The 18,965-nt window shown below is 39.4% G+C and carries 14 protein-coding genes; 6 read left to right on the top strand and 8 right to left on the bottom strand.

What is annotated here, in order from left to right:
* Window position 1: 1 nt before the first annotated feature.
* The 7 genes from FIM44_RS06055 to glyS form a co-directional block, all read right to left on the bottom strand.
* Window positions 2–1,648 (bottom strand): dynamin family protein, encoded by a 1,647-nt coding sequence (locus tag FIM44_RS06055; RefSeq protein ID WP_140579413.1) that lies wholly within the window; start codon window positions 1,646–1,648, stop codon window positions 2–4.
* A 226-nt stretch (window positions 1,649–1,874) separates the two neighbouring features.
* Entirely contained in the window at window positions 1,875–2,162 is a 288-nt protein-coding gene (locus tag FIM44_RS06050; RefSeq protein WP_000271454.1) for an endoribonuclease VapD, read from the bottom strand.
* A gap of 69 nt (window positions 2,163–2,231) precedes the next feature.
* Entirely contained in the window at window positions 2,232–2,513 is a 282-nt protein-coding gene (locus tag FIM44_RS06045; protein ID WP_000880324.1) for a DUF3240 family protein, read from the bottom strand.
* A gap of 15 nt (window positions 2,514–2,528) precedes the next feature.
* The gene (locus FIM44_RS06040) at window positions 2,529–5,588 is read right to left on the bottom strand and encodes an efflux RND transporter permease subunit (RefSeq protein ID WP_194148710.1); all 3,060 of its coding nucleotides are present in this window, start codon (window positions 5,586–5,588) and stop codon (window positions 2,529–2,531) included.
* Window positions 5,588–6,667 (bottom strand): efflux RND transporter periplasmic adaptor subunit, encoded by a 1,080-nt coding sequence (locus FIM44_RS06035; RefSeq protein WP_140579411.1) that lies wholly within the window; start codon window positions 6,665–6,667, stop codon window positions 5,588–5,590. Before FIM44_RS06035 ends, FIM44_RS06040 begins: the two co-directional genes overlap by 1 nt.
* Window positions 6,664–7,959, bottom strand: coding sequence for a TolC family protein (locus FIM44_RS06030; protein WP_194148709.1), 1,296 nt, complete (start codon window positions 7,957–7,959; stop codon window positions 6,664–6,666). Before FIM44_RS06030 ends, FIM44_RS06035 begins: the two co-directional genes overlap by 4 nt.
* Window positions 7,949–10,051: a glycine--tRNA ligase subunit beta gene (glyS, locus tag FIM44_RS06025; RefSeq protein ID WP_140579410.1), complete on the bottom strand. Its 2,103-nt coding sequence runs from the start codon at window positions 10,049–10,051 to the stop codon at window positions 7,949–7,951. Before glyS ends, FIM44_RS06030 begins: the two co-directional genes overlap by 11 nt.
* Before the next feature lie 111 nt (window positions 10,052–10,162).
* Here glyS and FIM44_RS06020 point away from each other — a divergent pair, with 111 nt between their 5' ends.
* Genes FIM44_RS06020 through gatC form a run of 3 tightly spaced genes read left to right on the top strand, consistent with a single transcriptional unit; the run spans window position 10,163 to window position 13,014 of the window.
* Window positions 10,163–11,230: a hypothetical protein gene (locus tag FIM44_RS06020; protein WP_140579409.1), complete on the top strand. Its 1,068-nt coding sequence runs from the start codon at window positions 10,163–10,165 to the stop codon at window positions 11,228–11,230.
* A gap of 12 nt (window positions 11,231–11,242) precedes the next feature.
* On the top strand, window positions 11,243–12,718 hold the full coding sequence (gene gpmI, locus FIM44_RS06015; RefSeq protein WP_140579408.1) for a 2,3-bisphosphoglycerate-independent phosphoglycerate mutase: 1,476 nt from the start codon (window positions 11,243–11,245) through the stop codon (window positions 12,716–12,718).
* Window positions 12,719–12,732: 14 nt separating this feature from the next.
* Window positions 12,733–13,014, top strand: coding sequence for an Asp-tRNA(Asn)/Glu-tRNA(Gln) amidotransferase subunit GatC (gatC, locus tag FIM44_RS06010; protein WP_140579407.1), 282 nt, complete (start codon window positions 12,733–12,735; stop codon window positions 13,012–13,014).
* 114 nt (window positions 13,015–13,128) lie between these two features.
* On the opposite strand, the gene bioA is transcribed toward gatC, so the two are convergent.
* On the bottom strand, window positions 13,129–14,439 hold the full coding sequence (gene bioA, locus FIM44_RS06005; protein WP_140579406.1) for an adenosylmethionine--8-amino-7-oxononanoate transaminase: 1,311 nt from the start codon (window positions 14,437–14,439) through the stop codon (window positions 13,129–13,131).
* Between the two features lie 129 nt (window positions 14,440–14,568).
* Here bioA and FIM44_RS06000 point away from each other — a divergent pair, with 129 nt between their 5' ends.
* The 3 genes from FIM44_RS06000 (at window position 14,569) to ftsZ (ending at window position 18,817) form a co-directional block, all read left to right on the top strand.
* Window positions 14,569–16,032 carry a peptidylprolyl isomerase gene (locus FIM44_RS06000; RefSeq protein WP_140579405.1) on the top strand — a complete coding sequence of 488 codons (1,464 nt, stop codon included), beginning with the start codon at window positions 14,569–14,571 and terminating at the stop codon, window positions 16,030–16,032.
* A 15-nt stretch (window positions 16,033–16,047) separates the two neighbouring features.
* Window positions 16,048–17,529: a cell division protein FtsA gene (ftsA, locus tag FIM44_RS05995; RefSeq protein WP_108521538.1), complete on the top strand. Its 1,482-nt coding sequence runs from the start codon at window positions 16,048–16,050 to the stop codon at window positions 17,527–17,529.
* Window positions 17,530–17,659: 130 nt separating this feature from the next.
* Window positions 17,660–18,817: a cell division protein FtsZ gene (ftsZ, locus tag FIM44_RS05990; RefSeq protein WP_140579404.1), complete on the top strand. Its 1,158-nt coding sequence runs from the start codon at window positions 17,660–17,662 to the stop codon at window positions 18,815–18,817.
* The last annotated feature ends 148 nt before the right edge of the window (window positions 18,818–18,965 follow it).

Raw genomic sequence — 18,965 nt, 5'->3', positions numbered from 1 at the left:
TTTAATCCTTTAAATATTGTTGTTCTAGATCGCTTAAAGCGTTGATCTTGTTTTCTAAGATTTGTTTTTGATCTTCTAAATCGTTAAGGTGTTTTTCTTTTTCCTTTTGAGCGAGCGCGATTTCTTGTTTTTTGTGCGTGATTTCCAGTTCGCACCGATCTTTTAAACCTTTTAGGGAATTTTCCAAGCATTCATTAAACAAGCCTGGTAAAACTTTTTTAAGCTTGTGTTGAATTTCTGGTATCACTTTTGCTTCAATCAGATTTTCTAATTTCGCCCGCTCTTTTTCTCCATTCCTGAAGAATGAAGCGATGATATTAGGCAACAATGTCAGTAAATCTTTTAAAAGAGGTTTTAACCCTTGCAAAATCATCGCGAACGGCCTTGTAACCGGGTTTTTGGACAGAAACAAGCTTAAAGCGTTGATCCCTAATTCAAGGCTACGCTCTAAATTCACAGACAAATCGCTAGAAAGCTGCGTGTTGTTCAGGCTTTCAAATTCTGCGCAAAAATCTTTTGAAAAAGAAAGGTTGATCTTTTCAATCTCTAATTTAGCGTTTTTGATCAAGCTTTGTTGCATGATGCTTTCTATTTCGCTATTGAACTCGTTAGGCTTGTTGATTAAAGAGGCTAAATAGGATTTTTGCTCCCTGACCTCTTCTACTACTTTTTTAACCACAGATCCCACAGCCACGCTAGAATATTCTTCTTCTAAATTAGCCCTTAATTTTTTATAGGTTTTTTCAATGTCTTTAACGCTCAAATCCAAAGCTTGTATTTCTTCTAACGCCTTTTCTTTAGAATAATCAAAGCTTTCCATCACGCTTTTTAGGCTGTTTTGTAACTGGGAATTTAAAAACTTCAATCGTTTCAAATACAAAGTGCTAAAAAGCTTTTCAGCGTCTATTTTATCCGCCACCTCTAAAAGAGCGTTATTGTCTTTATTAGAATGAATGAGGTGCGTTGTCAAATCAAGGTGATCTTGGATTTGCTCTTGAATGTAGCGAGAGATTTCTCCCACTTGCGAGGGCGTTCTCAAATTCGTTTTACTCAAAATAAAGCTAAGGCCTTTGTCAAACTCTAAAAGGTTTTTTAATTCCCTAACCATGCGTTTAGTGAGATTGCCCTCTTCTACGCTTGTAAGAATGACAAAATGCACGCCTCTTTCTAAATATTCCAAAATGGCATGGGTGTGGCTTGAAATGGGGCTATCAAAGCCTGGCATATCCACAAACACTAAAGGAGCGCTGTTTTTCAAAGCTTCATTATTCAAATAAACCTTAAGGTAGGAATATTTCGTGGCATTCTCTTTAATCGCCTCAAAACTTTGCTCATTCAGTTCAAAACTCTCTGTTTTTTCATCATTGTTTGAAAAAGCTTCTATGCGTTCGTTAGCGCTATAGTGCAACTCAGTGGCTAAAGAAGTCTCTGGCGTGATACCGGTAGGCAAAACGCTCTTTTCTAAAAAGCGGTTTAAAAGCGTGCTTTTCCCTGTGCTAAAATTCCCCACAACGGGTATGACAAGCTGTTGTTTTTGAACGCTTTCTAAAAGCGTATAGCATTCTGTTTTATCAATCTCCACTTCTTTTAAAACTTCTAAAACATGTTCTAAAAACTCCACAAAATTCGTCTGTGCGCGTAAAATCATTACCAATCCTTTAAAATTAAAAATTAAAAACTAAAATCCAAACAAGACGCAAAAATCCTCAAAAAATTCCTAAAAAAGATTTATATGGGTGTGGGTTTATATGGGCGTGAAAAGATAAAATGGCTGACTAGAGAAGAGAGAGAGAGAGAGAAGACGAATTTTTAAGAATAACAATCATTACAAATTCCTAATACAATTTATGCTGTGGCTCTTATTATACTCAATTTCACAAAACAATTTTAATCGCTGGCATCAGATCGTTATTTTCTTCTATTTTTAGCATCCTCACATCTTTAACACAGATCGCAAAGCTTGGTATTTGCTTGGCTAAAATTTGCACCGTAGCGACACAAGTAACGGCGTTGATGGTCTCATCGCCAAAATACACGCTGCCTTGTTGCCATTTAAAGCCGTGTTGCTCCATGAACTTACGAATATCCGAATAAACTTTTGAGAGATTCACTGCGTTCTCATTCAAGCAATTGGTGTCAAGATCAAAAGTTACAGCATACATTTTAACTCCTTTATTGGTTTGTATTATAGCATGTTTTTACTTAGAATTTCGTTTGATAACCCATGCGTTTTACAACCCATGCGTTTGCGAATAAAACAATTTCATGTCTTTAGAAGCGAACTGGTTTTTTAACGCTTGGGCTAGAGGTAAAGCGACTTCCTCGCTTAAAAAAAGCTTGAATTTAGCGTAGTCTTTGCGCCCGCTCACCTGCTCTTTTTGGCTTAAAAGCAGCGAAGAAGCGGCGTATTTATAGCATTCCACATAAAAAAAATCATCAAAGCCTTTTTCAAACAAATAATCTATTAAAGCGTCTTTCAAGCAAATATCAATATAAATTTCTAAAGCTAGCATTTTAACCCCTTTAACTCAAACGATTTTAATCTTTTTAGCGATGAGCATGAACATGGGTGGCAGTAAGAGTAAGGTTAGAGCGCTTGAGGTAACCAAGCCTCCAAGCACCACGATCGCTAAAGGTTTTTGGACTTCTGATCCCACGCTATGAGAAAATAATAAAGGGAGCAAACCCAAACCGGCAATGCAAGCGGTCATTAAAACCGGCCTCAAACGCCTTTTAGCGCCCAATAAAACGCATTCTTCTACGCTTTTTCCTTGCAAGAGAAGCTCTTTAAAATAGCCTATCATCACCACGCCGTTTAAAACCGCAATCCCAAAAAGAGCGATAAAGCCCACGCTCGCTGGCACGGAAATATACTCCCCGACCGCAAACAATGCAATAAGGCCTCCGGTAACCGCAAAAGGGATATTCAAAAGAATGAGCAAGGCTAAAGGGATGCTTTTAAAAGTGAAAAAAAGAATGAAAAAAATCGCTAAGATGCTTAAAGGGATAACAGTAGAAAGCCTTTTATTGGCCCGTTGCTGGTTTTCAAACTGCCCCCCATAAGTGATATAGTAGCTAGGAGGGAGTTTGATGTTTTGAGCGATCACTTTTTTAGCCTCTTCTACAAAAGAGTTCAAATCGCGCCCCACCACATTACTGCGAACCACGCTCATGCGCATTGAATTTTCACGCACGATAGAAACAGGGCCATCCACTTCTTCAATCTTAGCGATAGAAGTGATAGGCACTAAAACGCCATATTTTGAAGTCAAGGCTAAACTTTTGATTTTAGTGATAGAGCTTGCAAAATCGCTCTCTTGGCGGATCATCACCGGCGTGCGTGAAATCCCTGTAGGGATCACATCCACGATCAAGCCCTCTAAAGCGGATTTTAAAAACTTGGAAAATTCATCGCTAGTGATCCCCACATTCGCCATCGCTTCTTTATTGGGGGTTACATACAAATAATTCACGCCCTCATTAAGCGTGGTTAAAACTTCACTAGAGCCTTTAATCCCTTTTAAAGCTTGCGCGATTTGAAAACTCAATTGATTCAATTCGCTAATATCATCTCCAAAAATCTTAACCGCTAAATCCCCCCTAACCCCTGTAAGCATTTCAGAAATCCGCATTTCAATGGGTTGGGTGAAAGAAAAGTTAATCCCCTTAAAGTCTTTTAAGGAATCTGTGATTTTTTCTAATAATTCATCTTTGGTTTTTACGCTCCATTCTTTTTTAGGGATGAAAGAAATAAAAGTATCGGTTTGATTCAAGCCCCCTAAATCCAGCCCCAATTCATCGCTCCCTGTGCGCGCGACAATGCTTTTAACTTCCTTGACATGCTTTTTAATCGCACTCTCAATGTTTAACATGAGATCCCTAGATTGATCTAAAGAAATAGAAGGGGTGGTTTCCACGCTCAAAACCACATCGCCCTCATCTAAAGCAGGCATGAAATTCTTCCCCACAAAAGGGAATAAAGAAAGGCTTGCTGCTAAAAAAACAAACGCTCCTAAAATCACTTTTTTAGGGTTACGCACAAAAAATTCCAATAAAGGGGCATAGATTCTGTTTAAAAACCTCGTTAAAAAGGTTTCGCTATGGGGCGTGGCTTTTAAGACAAGAGAGCTCACTACAGGAATGATAGTGATGGATAAAACTAAAGTGCCTAAAAGCGCATACACAATGCTTTGCGCTAAAGGCCTAAACATCTTGCCCTCTAACCCCTGTAAGGTTAGAATCGGCACAAAAAACACAATAATAATCACCACCCCGCTCACCACTGAAACAGCGATTTCTTTGCATGAACGATAGATTGCATGGAGTTTAGTGGTTTTAGTGTTAGCGCTTAATTTTTCAAAAGCGTTTTCCACCACCACTACGGCTGAGTCAATGAGCATGCCTATAGCGATAACCAACCCCCCTAAACTCATCAAGTTTAAAGTCAGATCGCTCAGTTTGATAAAAATAAACGCCACGGACAAGCTTAAGGGTAAAATCACCCCCACAGCCACGCTCGCCCTCAAATTCCCTAAAAATAAAAAGAGCGTGATGACGATTAAAACAACGGCTTCAATGAGGGTTTTAGAAACGGTGGCAATGGCTTTTTGCGTGAATTCAGAGCGATCGTAAAAAACATTAAGGGAAACGCCGCTCGGTAAAAAGGGTTTTAATTCTTCTAGTTTTTGATACACTTGAGTGATGATTTCTTTGGTGTTAGCGTCTTTTAAAGAAAGCACCAAGCCCTCTGTGGTCTCGCCCACGCCATCTTTAGTGACAAACCCCAAACGGGTGCGAGACTGGCTGATGACTTTCGCAAAATCCTTAATGTGCAAATGCCCTAAATTAGTGGAAACGGTGATTTTGCCAATGTCTTCTAAACTCAAAGAAGCGGTTTGGATTTTGACTAAAAAGGTCTCACCATCTCTATCCACGCGCCCCGCTCCGCTGTTTCTTAAATTCACTCTTACAGCCGCTTCTAAATCAGAAATACTCACCCCAAGCCTCGCCATGTCATTAAAATCTGGCACAATCACAAACGCTCTGCTAAAGCCTCCAATAGAATTGACATCCGCCACGCCGCTAATCATTCTTAATTGCGGGCGGATCACAAAGTCTAAAAGCTGTCGTTTTTCTATCTCGGTGATATTGCCATCAATGGTGAACATAAAGATGTCTGACAACGGCGTAACAATGGGCGCCATGCCCCCTTCAACCCCCACGGGTAAATCTTTCATCACGCTGCTCAAGCGTTCATTAACAATGTTTCTCGCTAAATAAATATCCACGCTGTCATCAAAATCTATCGTGATGTCTGAAATAGAATATTTGGAAATACTTCTTAAAGATTTTTGCCCCTTTAGCCCTAAAAGCTCCAATTCTAAAGGGCGCACGATGTTGTTTTCCATTTCTTCAGGGCTAGAGCCGGGGAGTTTTAAAATGATTTTAACTTGAGTGGGCGAAATGTCCGGGAAAGCGTCCACTGGAGTGTTGATAAAACTATAAGTCCCAAAAAACAAAACAAGAATCGCGCCAACAATCACGATTATTCGCTGGCGTAAGGAAAATTCAATAATAGAAGCGAGCATTATTCTTCCCCTAAATTGTTGATCATGCCTTTTAACCCTATCAATGACCCCACTGCCACGCTGTCATTAGGGTGTAAATTTTTAGCGTTCACGATAAAAATCTTGCTGCGCTCTTCTAAAACTTGAACCACTACAGGCCTAAAACCTTTAGGCGTCCTCACAAACACCAGGTAATCCTTCCCATTTCTGATTAAAGCGTTTGAAGGGATCAAAACCGAGTCTTTAGGTTGAGAGCCTTGAATATACATTTCTACCATTTCCCCCACATGGTAATTGCCCTCATCTAATAAAGCGGTGGCTAAAATCGTGTTAGAGCCTTTGTCTAACACCACCGAAACGCTTTGGATCTTTCCGATTTTTTCCCCCTCTTCATTATAGACCGGCGAATCTCTTTTAATGGTTTTAGAAACGCCTACAGGCAATTTGATTTGAGCGATCAAATCATCGCTTTTTGAAATACGTACATAGCTAGTGAAAGCTAAAATCTTCTCGCCCACATTTTTAGGCGCTAACGCTAAAAGACCGCCATCTCTAGCCACAATCCTAAAACCATAATGCCCTTTAGGGTTTTTGGGATCCACGCCAAAGCTTTTAAACGCGCTCTCTAATTGTTCCACCTTTAAGCCCATTTCTTCACTGGTTAGAAAGCTCGTTTGATACTCCCTTTTAGGGATCACCCCGGCCCTATAAAGCTCTAAATCTTTTTTAGTAATATCTTTAGCGATTTTTAATTTATTTTGGTTGTTTTGCAATTCAAAATACAAATTGCTCAAATCAATAGAGCTCACTTCACAGATCGCATCTCCAGCCTTCACCTGCTCGCCCTCTCTTTTATAAACAGCGACCACAGACGCATCAAAACTCAAGCTCTGCACCACAGAGCTTTTACTATCAAAATCAATATAAGCGTTAAAAGGAAGCCCTTTACTGAAAATTTCTTTATCTAATTTAATCACCTTTAACCCCATGGGTTGCAAGTTTTTTTCTTCTAAAACAATTTCTGGATACTCTTTGGCTTTTAAAGAAACACCCATTGAAAAAACGCCCATTAACATCAGCCACAATAACGCCCGCTTCAATGCAATTCTCCTAATCTGGTCAAACTCTCCCCTAAAGTCTCTTCTAAAAGCGCGCTAATATCAATGTATTCAATCTTAGCTTCCGCCAGAGTAATAAGAGCGTCCATGTAAGAATTTTGATAAATCAAGTATTCAAAAAGCCCGATTTTTTGGGCTTCATAAGCGATGCGCCCCATTTCCATCAAACGCTTCTTATTGGCAATGGCTTCTTTTTGGGTTTCAATGTATGCTTCTTTGGTTTTGAGCTGGCTTAAGTAGGAGTTAGCGTTGATTCTAATGTTTCGTTTCATCACTTCATTTTGCGCGAGCGTCCCGCTTTGCAGATCCAAGAATTTACGCTTTTGATAGATATTTTTAGGCGTTACCGGCAAAGGGATACGCACTTCTACAGAAAGATTAGTGGAAGAGTTATAGCTTTCAGAGCCAATCCCAAATTCAAATGCATTAAACACATCTCTATTAGCCAATTTCGCATTCACCTGATAATCTTTAGCCGTCAAATCCAAAATATCCACATACAACGAGCGATCCAATTTAAACTTTAAAGCTTCAGGTTCTAAGCGCACGTATTCAAAATCCAAACCGATCACCTTGACATCATGCAAATGGTCTAAATAAGTGTCAAAATGCGCCCCCTCTTTGACCGGCTCCACAATCGCTAGCATCGTGTCTAGCATTTTTTCTAAATCTATGAGTTTGGTTTCCACATTGGTTTTAGCGAGTTTGGATTCCAAATAAGAATTATTGAAGTTGATATAATCTTTTTCGCTCATGCTGCCGGCTTTGACTTTTTCTTTAGCGATTTTGAGCTGCGAATAAAAGTTCGCTTCTCGTTGCACATACACCTGATACTTTTCTTTAGTCATCACGTAAGTCAAATAAAGGCGTTTAGCGCCAATAAAAGCGAGATTTTTATTTAATTGATAACTTTTATCGTATTGAATGGTTTTGATAGAAAGGCTTTTGGATAAAAGCGAACTCACCCATGGGAGCTTGGGTCTTACCACTAAAAGGGTTCTGGGTTGTGCTTCTATAATGCCTTGGAAGTTTTTCACCATAGAAGTTTCATTCTCAATGAAAGGGAAATCCCAAGCATTCACGGAGCGTTGCTCATTCAAACGGCTTTTAAAATCGGCTTTTTTGCCGATCAACTCCATTGAGTTGGTTTCTACTTCTTTAAAAAACTCTTGTAGGGTAAAGGTTTTCGCATCAAGCGTGCCCACACCGCTTATTAAAAAAGCTACCCCCAAACAAAAACGCTGGACTTTGCGTTTGAAAAAATTAAATCGCAATTTCTTTAATATCCCCAATTTCTAAGAAACTTTGATACACGCTCCACAAGAAATTTTTACGATTTTTTTGGATTTCTATATCTTTATCCATCACCAGCACGCTTTTAAAATATTCTTCTAAAGGCGCATGCAAACCAAAATAAGCCTCTATTTTGCTATCCAAACTCTCAAAAGCACTCATTTTGATCGCGTTAAACGCTTCAAAAAGGGCATGCTCTTGTAATTCTTTGAAAAGACTCGTGGAAAACCCGCTTGATTCGTTAGGGTTTCTGTCTTTATTGATATTGGCTAGGCGTTTGAAAGCGCTAAAAAGCAATTCTTTTTTTTGAGCGTTCTTGGGATCGTCTAAAAAGCGTTTTAAGGCTTTGACTTTTTGAATGATTTTAACAATGTCTCGCTCGTTGGTGTTTAACACACTCCTTATAATAGAGGGGTTACAATCTATTAAATTATTAAAGCGCTCCAGTAAAAACTTCTCTAAAACCTCTAAATCAAAGCTCTGATAAACGCCCACTTTTTCAAAGAGGTTTTTTAAATCCGCTTTCAAATCAAATTCTAACCCGTAATGCGCGATGATTTTCAATAGCCCAAAACTCAAGCGCCTTAAAGCAAAAGGATCTTTAGAACCGCTAGGGATTTTACCCACGCTAAAAAGAGAAAACAAGCTGTCTAATTTCAAGCTCAAAGCCACGATCGCGCTAAAAACGCTAGAGGGCAAGGGAGCGTTTTCGCTTGCGGGCAAATACTGCTCTTTCACACTCAAAGCGACTAACTCGTTTTCGTTTTGTTTTAAAGCATAGTAATAGCCCATGATCCCTTGAAGCTCGCTAAATTCATACACCACTTCACTGAGTAAATCCGCCTTAGCGATTCTAACAGCTCGGCCAACCAATTCAAGGGCTTTTTCTAAAGGCATGTTTAAAGATGAAGCGTATTTTTGCGTCAAATATTCAGCGATGATTGCTTCTCGCTCCATTTTATCTTTCAAAGTCCCTAAACCTTGCACAAAAACCACGCTCTCTAAAGGAGCGTTATCCAAAGGCTTTTTGAGATCGTTTTCATAAAAGAAAACCGCATCGCTCAAACGGGCTTTTAAAACCTTTTGATTGCCTGCAATGATTTTTTGCTTGTCTTTATTGATAGCGTTACTCACCACAATAAAGCCGTTGTGCAATGTTGGGCTTTCTTGGCTTTTTTGATTAAAGGCTGCAAAATAGCGTTGGTTTTCTTTCATAGAAGTGGTGATGATTTCACTGGGTAATTTTAAAAACGCCTTGTCAAACTCCCCTAAAAGCGCGCTGGGGTATTCCGTGATCGCTACCACCTCATCTAATAAATCCCTATCTATTTCTACGATGATGCGATGCTTTGTTTCTAGCTCTTTGATTTCTTGTAAGATTTTAGCTTCGCGCTTTTTAGGGTCTAAAATGACATGGTTTTTTTCTAAAACTTCAAAATACGCTTTAGGGCTATCCACTTGAATAAAATCAAAACCCTCTTGTCGGTGCACTTTCGTGGCTTGCTTGGTTTTAAAACCATACTCTTTAACTTCAATATCGTTAAAATTTTCCCCATTAAACAACACGCAAATATTATGAATGGGCCTAATAAAGCTTTTTTCCACATTGCCCCAACGCATAGACTTCCCGAAATTCAAACCCTCTAAAAACTCTAACACAATGGGCATGATTAAGTCTTTTGTAGGCTCTTTCGCATGGATTTTAGCGTGATAAAGCACTTCTTTATTGTTTTTAAACGCTGTTTGGAAATGCTGGTGATCTTTTAACCCTAATTTTTGATAAAACCCTAAACCTAATTCGTTCAACCCTTGCGTTTTATCTTGATGATTGCATGCGATTTTAACGGGAGGCCCAAAAAATTCCTCTTTAGTTTCTTGGGTTAAAAGGGGAAAATCTTTAATGAGCAAACACAAACGCCTAGGGGTGTAAAAAATCTCTATATTTCCCACTTCTAAAGCGCGCTTTTGAAAAAGAGCGTGGAGTTTTTTAGGCATTTCTTTATATTCATTCAATAACGCTTGAGCGGGCAATTCTTCAACTAAAATCTCTACTAACAATTCATCTGAATGCAAAATCTCAATTCTCCCTAAAAAACAAAATCACTTTTAAGACTAAATCATGTTAGAATTATACTTGAATTTATTCTTAGTTCAGTTTATTTCTCAATACAAAAGGTAGGCGTTTTGAAACATTTAACCCCACTCACTCACACCATCTTTAAAGCCTTATGGCTAGGCACAGCCTTAAGTGCATCTTTAAGCTTAGCCGCAACAGAAAGCCCCACTAAAACAGAGCCTAAGTCCGCTAAAGGGGTTAAAAACAAGCCCAAATCGCCCGTTACTAAAGTCATGATGACCAATTGCGATAACCTTAAAGACTTTAACGCTAAGCAAAAAGAGGTCTTAAAAGCCGCTTATCAATTCGGCTCTAAAGAAAATTTAGGCTATGAAATGGCAGGCATCGCATGGAAAGAATCATGCGCAGGGGTTTATAAAATCAATTTTTCGGATCCGAGCGCGGGCGTGTATCATTCTTATATCCCTAGCGTTTTAAAAAGCTATGGGCATAACGATAGCCCCTTTTTGCGTAATGTGATGGGGGAATTGCTCATTAAAGACGATGCGTTTGCTTCTGAAGTGGCTTTAAAAGAGTTGCTCTATTGGAAAACACGCTACCATGATAATCTAAAGGACATGATTAAATCTTACAACAAGGGCAGTCGTTGGGAAAGGAGTGAAAAATCTAACGCCGAAGCTGAAAAATATTATGAAGACATACAAGACAGAATCAGGCGTTTGAAAGAATCTAAAATCTTTGATTCGCAGTCTAATAATGACCAGGAATTGCAAAAAAGCGCTAATAGCAACTTGGATTTAGACCCTATCGGCAACGCCATGCCTCAAACTTTAGCCACCAAAGAAACTCAAACAGAGCAAACCCAAGCAAAAAAACCCCAAGAAATGGAAGAGGCAACTAGCGAGCAAACAACCAGTAAGCCAGAAAAAGCAAAAGATAAACCCATGTATTTCGCTCAAATCAATAGCACTGATTTCACACCCGCTAAAAAAAGCCCAAAAAAACCGGCTAAAGCGAGTCCAAAACGCTCCTCCAAAAATAATACAAATAATGTAAAAAGCAACGCTAAAACCGCTTCCAAAAATTCCAAAAATAAAGAAGTGTGCAAAAATTGCTCTCCAGGGCAAAGAAACGCGATTTTAGCTAACCACATCACCCTCATGCAAGAGCTTTAAAAAGTCCTAAAAATGGCACAAAAAACTCTTTTGATCATCACTGATGGCATTGGGTATCGTAAAGATAGCGATCATAACGCATTCTTTCATGCTAAAAAACCCACTTATGACTTGATGTTTAAAACCTTGCCTTACAACCTGATTGATACGCATGGCTTGAGCGTGGGCTTACCTAAGGGGCAAATGGGAAATTCTGAAGTGGGGCATATGTGTATTGGGGCTGGTAGGGTGCTGTATCAAGATTTAGTTAAAATTTCTTTAAGCCTTCAAAACGATGGCTTAAAAAACAACCCTGCTTTTTTAAACACGATCCACAAAAGCAAGGTGGTGCATCTTATGGGTTTAATGAGCGATGGAGGCGTGCATTCACACATTGAGCATTTTATCGCTTTGGCTTTAGAGTGTGAAAAATCCCATAAAAAAGTCTGTCTGCATTTAATCACCGATGGGCGCGATGTCGCTCCTAAAAGCGCTTTAACTTATTTAAAACAAATGCAAAATATCTGCAATGAAAACATTCAAATCGCTACCATAAGCGGTCGTTTTTATGCCATGGATAGGGATAAGCGCTTTGAAAGGATTGAGCTTGCGTATCACAGCTTAATGGGGCTTAATAACACGCCTTTAAGCCCTAGTGAGTATATCCAAAGCCAGTATGATAAAAATACCACCGATGAATTTATCATGCCCGCTTGTTTTAAGAATTATTGTGGCATGCAAGATGGTGAAAGTTTTATTTTTATCAATTTCAGGAATGATAGGGCTAGAGAAATCGTGAGCGCTTTAGGCCAAAAGGAATTTAGTGGCTTTGAGCGCGAAACTTTTAAAAAACTCCATATCGCTACCATGACGCCTTATGATAACACTTTCCCCTACCCTGTTTTATTCCCCAAAGAAAGCGTTCAAAACACGCTCGCTGAAGTGGTCTCTCAACACAACCTGACCCAAAGCCATATCGCTGAAACTGAAAAATATGCGCATGTAACCTTTTTCATCAATGGCGGAGTGGAAGCGCCTTTTAAAAATGAAAACCGGGTGCTTATCCAAAGCCCAAAAGTAACCACTTATGATTTAAAGCCTGAAATGAGCGCCAAAGAAGTAACCCTTGCGGTGTTAGAGCAAATGGAATTAGGCACGGATTTGATCATTGTGAATTTTGCTAATGGCGATATGGTGGGGCATACGGGGAATTTTGAAGCGAGCATCAAAGCGGTAGAAGCGGTGGATGCATGCTTAGGGGAAATCCTTTCACTGGCTAAAAAATTGGATTACGCCATGCTTTTAACCAGCGATCATGGGAATTGCGAACGCATGAAAGATGAAAATCAAAACCCCTTAACCAACCACACCGCAGGGAGCGTGTATTGTTTTGTTTTAGGGAATGGAGTTAGATCCATTAAAAACGGAGCGCTAAACAATATCGCTAGCAGCGTGTTAAAACTCATGGGCATTAAAGCCCCAGCAACGATGGACGAACCCCTATTTTAAACTAAAGGAAGAGAATGCAAATTGATGACATGTTATTGCAACGCTTAGAAAAACTGAGCATGCTAGAGATTAAAGATGAGCATAAAGAGAGCGTTAAAGACCATTTAGCCGAGGTTTTAGGCTTTGTAGAAAACATTTTCGCTTTAGAAACTAGCGCGCTAAAAACAGATACAGAACTATGTACCCCTTTAAGAGAAGACGAGCCTAAAAGCCAACCTAATATTGCCAAAGAGATTTTAAGCCAAAACAAACACAGCCAGGATCATTACTTCGTTGTGCCTAAAATCATTGAATAGGTTTTATTGAATAGGTTTCATATCAAATTAAAAGCTTTTGAAATCAAACAGACAGAAAAAAGCTATCGCTTGATCCAATTCAAGCTTTTTACTATTTTATTTTTAAAAACGCTTTCAGCCTTTTTTTAATTCATCAAGAATTTCCACTAGCCTTGCAACCGCCTTTTTGATTTCTTCATGCGTGATAATATAAGGGGGCATGAGGTAAATGGTGTTGTTTAAAGGGCGTAATAACAGGCCTTTTTTTAGAGCTTTTTTAAAAACCGCCAAACTCAAACGCTCTTTGGTTTGAATAAAGACTTCAAAGGCAAAGACCATGCCCAAATGCCTTAAATCAGACACCACTTGTTGCTCTATCAAGGGTTTTAATGCGTTTTGGAGCGTATTAAAAAGAAACCCGCTTAAAGCCTTGTTCTTTTCAATAACATTTTCTTTTTCAAAAATATCCAGCGTAGCGTTCGCGCATGCGCATGCCAAGGCGTTTCCTGTGTAGCTGTGCGAATGCAAAAACGCTTTATTGTCTTCATAGGGAGCGTAAAATTGGTTATAGATTTCATTGCGGGTTAATAGCACGCTTAAAGGCAAATACCCCCCGCTAATCCCCTTAGACAAGCATAAAAAATCAGGCTCAATCTCGCATTGTTCATAAGCAAACATGCTCCCTGTGCGCCCAAACCCGGTAGCGATTTCATCAAAAATAATGTGGATGTTTTTTTGCTTGCACAATAAAACGGCTTGTTTTAAATATTTTGCGCTATAAATATGCATATTCCCCGCGCATTGCAAAAGAGGCTCTGCAATGAAGGCGCAAATTTCTTCATGATGCTTATCTAACAAACGCTTTAAAGCGTTCAAACTATTTTCTATTTCATGGTCGTTTTTAGGCACGGGTGTGGTGAGATTTTTGAGTAATAGTGGGGTGTAAGTGTCTTTATAAAGTTTCACATCGCCCACGCTTAACGCTCCCAAAGTCTCGCCATGATAGGAATTAGAGAGCGATAAAAAAAGCTTTTTGCGGCGCGTTTGGTTTTTTAAAAAATGGGCGTGATAGCTCATTTTCAAAGCGATTTCAATACAAGATGAGCCGTTATCCGCATAAAAGCATTTGTCCATATGAGTGAGCTGGCAAAGCCTTTGAGAGAGCGTGATGATGGGCTTATGGCTAAAAGAAGCCAGAAGGACATGCTCTAGATTATCAATTTGATTTTTAAGCTGCTGGCTGATATAGGCGTTATTATGCCCAAAAAGATTCACCCACCATGAGCTGATTAAATCCATGTAAGCGTTATCATTAAAATCATAGAGGTAAATCCCTTGAGCCTTTTTAATGGGGATAATGGGGAAATTTTGATGCTCTTGCATTTGCGAGCAAGGGTGCCAAAGATACTCCAAATCCAAAGCGGCTAAATTTTCTTGAAAATTCATGTTAAAAACTCTCTATAATAAGGATAATTTTAATAACCTTTGGTTAAAATAAGGTTATTTGATTTTACTATAAGGTTGTTTAAACCTGAATTTCACATTTTTGATTTTTTAAAAGGGATTAGAGTTCTTATGATTGAATGGATGCAAAATCATAGAAAGTATTTAGTGGTTACAATATGGATAAGCACGATCGCTTTTATTGCCGCCGGAATGATAGGCTGGGGGCAATACAGTTTTTCTTTAGATAGCGATAGCGCTGCCAAAGTGGGACAGATTAAGATTTCTCAAGAAGAATTAGCCCAAGAATACCGCCGCCTTAAAGACGCCTATGCTGAGTCTATCCCTGATTTTAAAGAACTCACTGAAGATCAAATCAAAGCCATGCATTTAGAAAAAAGCGCTCTAGATTCGCTCATCAATCAAGCCCTATTGAGGAATCTCGCTTTAGATTTAGGGCTTGGCGCTACAAAGCAAGAAGTGGCCAAAGAGATCAGAAAAACGAGCGTTTTTCAAAAAGATGGCGTTTTTGATGAAGAATTGTATAAGAATATCTTAAAACAAAGCCATTACCGCCCCAAGCACTTTGAAGAAAGCGTTGAGAGGCTTTTAATCCTTCAAAAAATCAGTGCACTATTTCCCAAAACCACTACCCCTTTGGAGCAATCCAGCCTATCGCTTTGGGCAAAATTGCAAGACAAATTAGACATTCTTATCCTAAACCCTAATGATGTTAAAATTTCTCTTAATGAAGAAGAGATGAAAAAATATTACGAGTCCCATAAAAAGGATTTTAAAAAGCCCACGAGCTTTAAAACACGCTCTTTATATTTTGACGCTAGTTTGGAAAAACCTGATTTGAAAGAATTGGAGGAATACTACCATAAAAACAAGGTGTCTTATTTGGACAAAGAGGGGAAATTGCAGGATTTTAAAAGCGTTCAAGAGCAAGTCAAGCATGATTTAAGCATGCAAAAAGCGAATGAAAAAGCCTTAAGGAGTTATGTCGCTCTAAAAAAAGCGAACGCACAAAACTACACCACGCAAGATTTTGAAGAAAACAACTCCCCCTATACTGCTGAAATCACGCAAAAACTCGCCGCTCTCAAGCCCCTTGAAATCCTAAAACCAGAGCCTTTTAAAGATGGTTTTATTGTAGTGCAGCTCATCTCTCAAATTAAAGACGAATTGCAAAATTTTAATGAAGCTAAAAGCACTCTTAAAACCCGCCTAACTCAAGAAAAAACCCTTATGGCGTTGCAAACCTTAGCCAAAGAAAAGCTTAAGGATTTTAAAGGGAAAAGCGTGGGCTATGTAAGCCCTAATTTTGGAGGCACTATTAGTGAGCTTAACCAAGAAGAAAGCGCTAAGTTTATCAACACCCTTTTTAACCGCCAAGAAAAAAAGGGGTTTATTACTATTGGTAATAAAGTGGTGCTCTATCAAATCACAGAGCAAAATTTCAACCACTCATTTAGTGCAGAAGAAAGCCAGTATATGCAGCGTTTAGTCAATAACACTAAAACGGATTTTTTTGATAAAGCGTTGATAGAAGAATTGAAAAAACGCTATAAGATAGTCAAATACATTCAATAAATGCAAGGGGAAATAATGGAACATAAAGAAATCGTTATAGGGGTTGATATAGGCTCTAGAAAGATTTGCGCGATAGTGGCTGAATTTAAAGAAGGGATTTTGCGCATCATTGGCACAGCCCATCAAGACTCTAAAGAAATCAATTCAAAAGCCATTAAAAGAGGGCGTATCAATAGCCTTGCTCACGCTTCTAACGCCATTAAAGAAGTGATTAATAGTGCTAAAAAAATGGCAGGTTTGAACGCTGATGAAGACAGGAATAACCCCATTTCATCCTTTAGGGAATCGTATTACCCTAAAACTAAAGCGATTGTTTCTTTTTCTGGGGCTTATACTGAAAGCATTAGAGATATCACCGGTGTGGCTAGCACTAAAGACAATGTGGTTACTATAGATGAAATCAATCGTGCTATCAATAACGCATGCGCTAAAGCAGGCTTAGATAATGATAAACATATTTTGCATGCCCTCCCCTATCGCTTCACTTTAGACAAACAAGAAGTGAATGACCCTTTAGGAATGAGCGGGACTCGATTAGAAGTCTTTATCCATATTGTCTATACAGAAAAAAACAACATTGAAAATTTAGAAAAAATCATGATCCAATCTGGGGTGGAGATTGAAAACATCGTGATCAATTCTTATGCAGCCTCGATTGCCACCTTGTCTAATGACGAAAGGGAATTGGGCGTGGCTTGCGTGGATATGGGCGGAGAGACATGCAACCTTACGATTTATAGCGGCAATTCCATACGCTATAACAAATACTTACCCGTAGGCTCTCACCATTTAACCACGGATTTATCGCACATGCTCAACACCCCATTCCCTTACGCTGAAGAAGTTAAGATCAAATACGGGGATCTTTCTTTTGAAGGCGGTGAAGAAACGCCCTCTCAAAATGTCCAAATCCCTACCACCGGCTCTGATGGCCATGAAAGCCATATTGTGCCGCTTAGTGAAATCCAAACTATCATGAGGGAAAGGGCTTTAGAAACTTTTAAAATCATCCACAGGAGCATTCAAGATAGCGGCTTAGAAGAGCATTTGGGCGGGGGCGTTGTGTTAACCGGTGGGATGGCTTTAATGAAAGGGATCAAGGAATTAGCCAGAACCCATTTCACTAATTACCCGGTGCGTTTGGCGGCCCCTGTGGAAAAATACAATATCATGGGCATGTTTGAAGACTTGAAAGATCCTCGCTTTTCAGTCGTGGTTGGCTTGATTTTATACAAAGCAGGGGGGCATACCAATTATGAAAGAGACTCTAAAGGGGTTATCCGCTACCATGAAAGCGATGATTACACAAGAACAGCCCACCAATCAAGCCCTACCCCCCATATCCATTCATCGCCCACAGAAAGGAATTTGAGCGATTTAAAAACCCCTAACGCTCCTTTAAACACCGCTAAAAACGATGACTTCTTGCCTATAAAACCCACCGAACAAAAAGGTTTTTTTAAAAGTTTCCTTGATAAGATTTCTAAAATCTTTTAAGATACAGCAATTTCTTTATGCGATAAAAACGCCTTGATAGTTATCAAAAGCCAGAAAACATGGTATAATCCTTCAGCTATTTATCAAAGTTTAAGATTTGCAAAGATCGTATCTCAAGGGGAATGTGGCTATGGTTCATCAATCAGAGATGGAAAATTATAATATTGGTCAAGCGAGCATTGAAGAAGTAAGCGATCCAGCTTATAAAGGGGCTAAGATTGTCGTCATCGGTGTTGGAGGTGGGGGGTCTAACATGATTAAACACCTGGTTGAATACGGCGTGCATCAAGATGTTACCCCCATTGCAACGAACACTGATGGCCAACACCTCAAAAACAATCCCGCTCCGGTTAAGATCCTTTTAGGTAAAGAATCCACTGGAGGTTTAGGTGCTGGAGGGGTTCCTGATATTGGTAGGAAAGCCGCTGAAGAAAGTGCTAATGAAATTAAAGAAGCGATTAAGGACGCCAAATTAGTCATTGTCTCTACAGGGCTTGGAGGAGGGACTGGGACTGGAGCCACCCCTACTATCGTTAAAATCGCAAAAGAAGTGGGAGCGCTCACGATTGCTATCGTTACCAAGCCTTTCAAATACGAAGGGAATCAAAAAAGAAAGAGGGCTGAAGAGGGATTGAAAGAATTGGAGCAATCTAGCGATTCTATTTTGGTTATCCCTAATGACAAAATCCTTCTCACCATGAAAAAAAACGCTAGCACCACGGAGTGTTATAGGGAAGTTGATGATGTCTTGGTTAGGGCTGTGAGCGGTATTTCTACCATCATCACTAAACCCGGTAATATTAATGTTGATTTTGCCGATTTAAAGAGTGCTCTTGGTTTTAAAGGCTTTGCGTTAATGGGTATTGGTGAAGCCACTGGCGAAGATGCTGCTAAAGCAGCGGTGGAAAATGCGATCCAATCGCCTCTTCTTGATGATGCTTCTATTGAAGGGGCTAAGAGCATTATTGTCTTTTTTGAGCACCACCCTGATTATCCTATGATGGCTTATTCCAACGCATGCGATTTTATTCAAGATCAAGCCCATCAAGATGTTGATGTTAAGTTTGGTCAACACACGAGCGATAATATCCCCATTGATCATGTGCGCGTTACTATCATTGCAACCGGTGCTGAAAGAAACAGCGGTGGAGCGGGTTTGGAATCTATCGCTACGCCCTCTCAGCCTGTGGTGAAACAAACGAGAAAAGTGGGTAATGGCGAGTATTTAAAGATCCCTACTGAAGAAGAGCTATCCATACCCACAACCATGAGGATCCAGCAAGATTAATTGCAGATCTCGCTTTTTCCCCTATTTATAGGGTCATAATAAAGCGGTTTGTTGGGTTTGCTCTCATTTATTTTTTAGAATAAAATTAAGAAGCTTTGATTTTGGTGTGCTGACTTTTAAAGCGTTTAGGGGATTTTAAAGTGCTTAA

The organism is Helicobacter pylori, from assembly GCF_006440215.1.
Lineage (GTDB): Bacteria > Campylobacterota > Campylobacteria > Campylobacterales > Helicobacteraceae > Helicobacter > Helicobacter pylori_CS.
Note: the sequence above shows the minus strand (reverse complement) of the source record. Positions and strands in the feature narration are given on the sequence as shown.

Bases quoted from the DNA above. Each gene is read 5' to 3' on its own strand.
- bioA (WP_140579406.1), bottom strand. From the start codon at position 14,439: ATGAATTTTCAAGAAAATTTAGCCGCTTTGGATTTGGAGTATCTTTGG.
- ftsZ (WP_140579404.1), top strand. From the start codon at position 17,660: ATGGTTCATCAATCAGAGATGGAAAATTATAATATTGGTCAAGCGAGC.
- gatC (WP_140579407.1), top strand. From the start codon at position 12,733: ATGCAAATTGATGACATGTTATTGCAACGCTTAGAAAAACTGAGCATG.
- FIM44_RS06045 (WP_000880324.1), bottom strand. From the start codon at position 2,513: ATGCTAGCTTTAGAAATTTATATTGATATTTGCTTGAAAGACGCTTTA.
- FIM44_RS06000 (WP_140579405.1), top strand. From the start codon at position 14,569: ATGATTGAATGGATGCAAAATCATAGAAAGTATTTAGTGGTTACAATA.
- gpmI (WP_140579408.1), top strand. From the start codon at position 11,243: ATGGCACAAAAAACTCTTTTGATCATCACTGATGGCATTGGGTATCGT.
- FIM44_RS06055 (WP_140579413.1), bottom strand. From the start codon at position 1,648: ATGATTTTACGCGCACAGACGAATTTTGTGGAGTTTTTAGAACATGTT.
- ftsA (WP_108521538.1), top strand. From the start codon at position 16,048: ATGGAACATAAAGAAATCGTTATAGGGGTTGATATAGGCTCTAGAAAG.
- FIM44_RS06040 (WP_194148710.1), bottom strand. From the start codon at position 5,588: ATGCTCGCTTCTATTATTGAATTTTCCTTACGCCAGCGAATAATCGTG.
- FIM44_RS06050 (WP_000271454.1), bottom strand. From the start codon at position 2,162: ATGTATGCTGTAACTTTTGATCTTGACACCAATTGCTTGAATGAGAAC.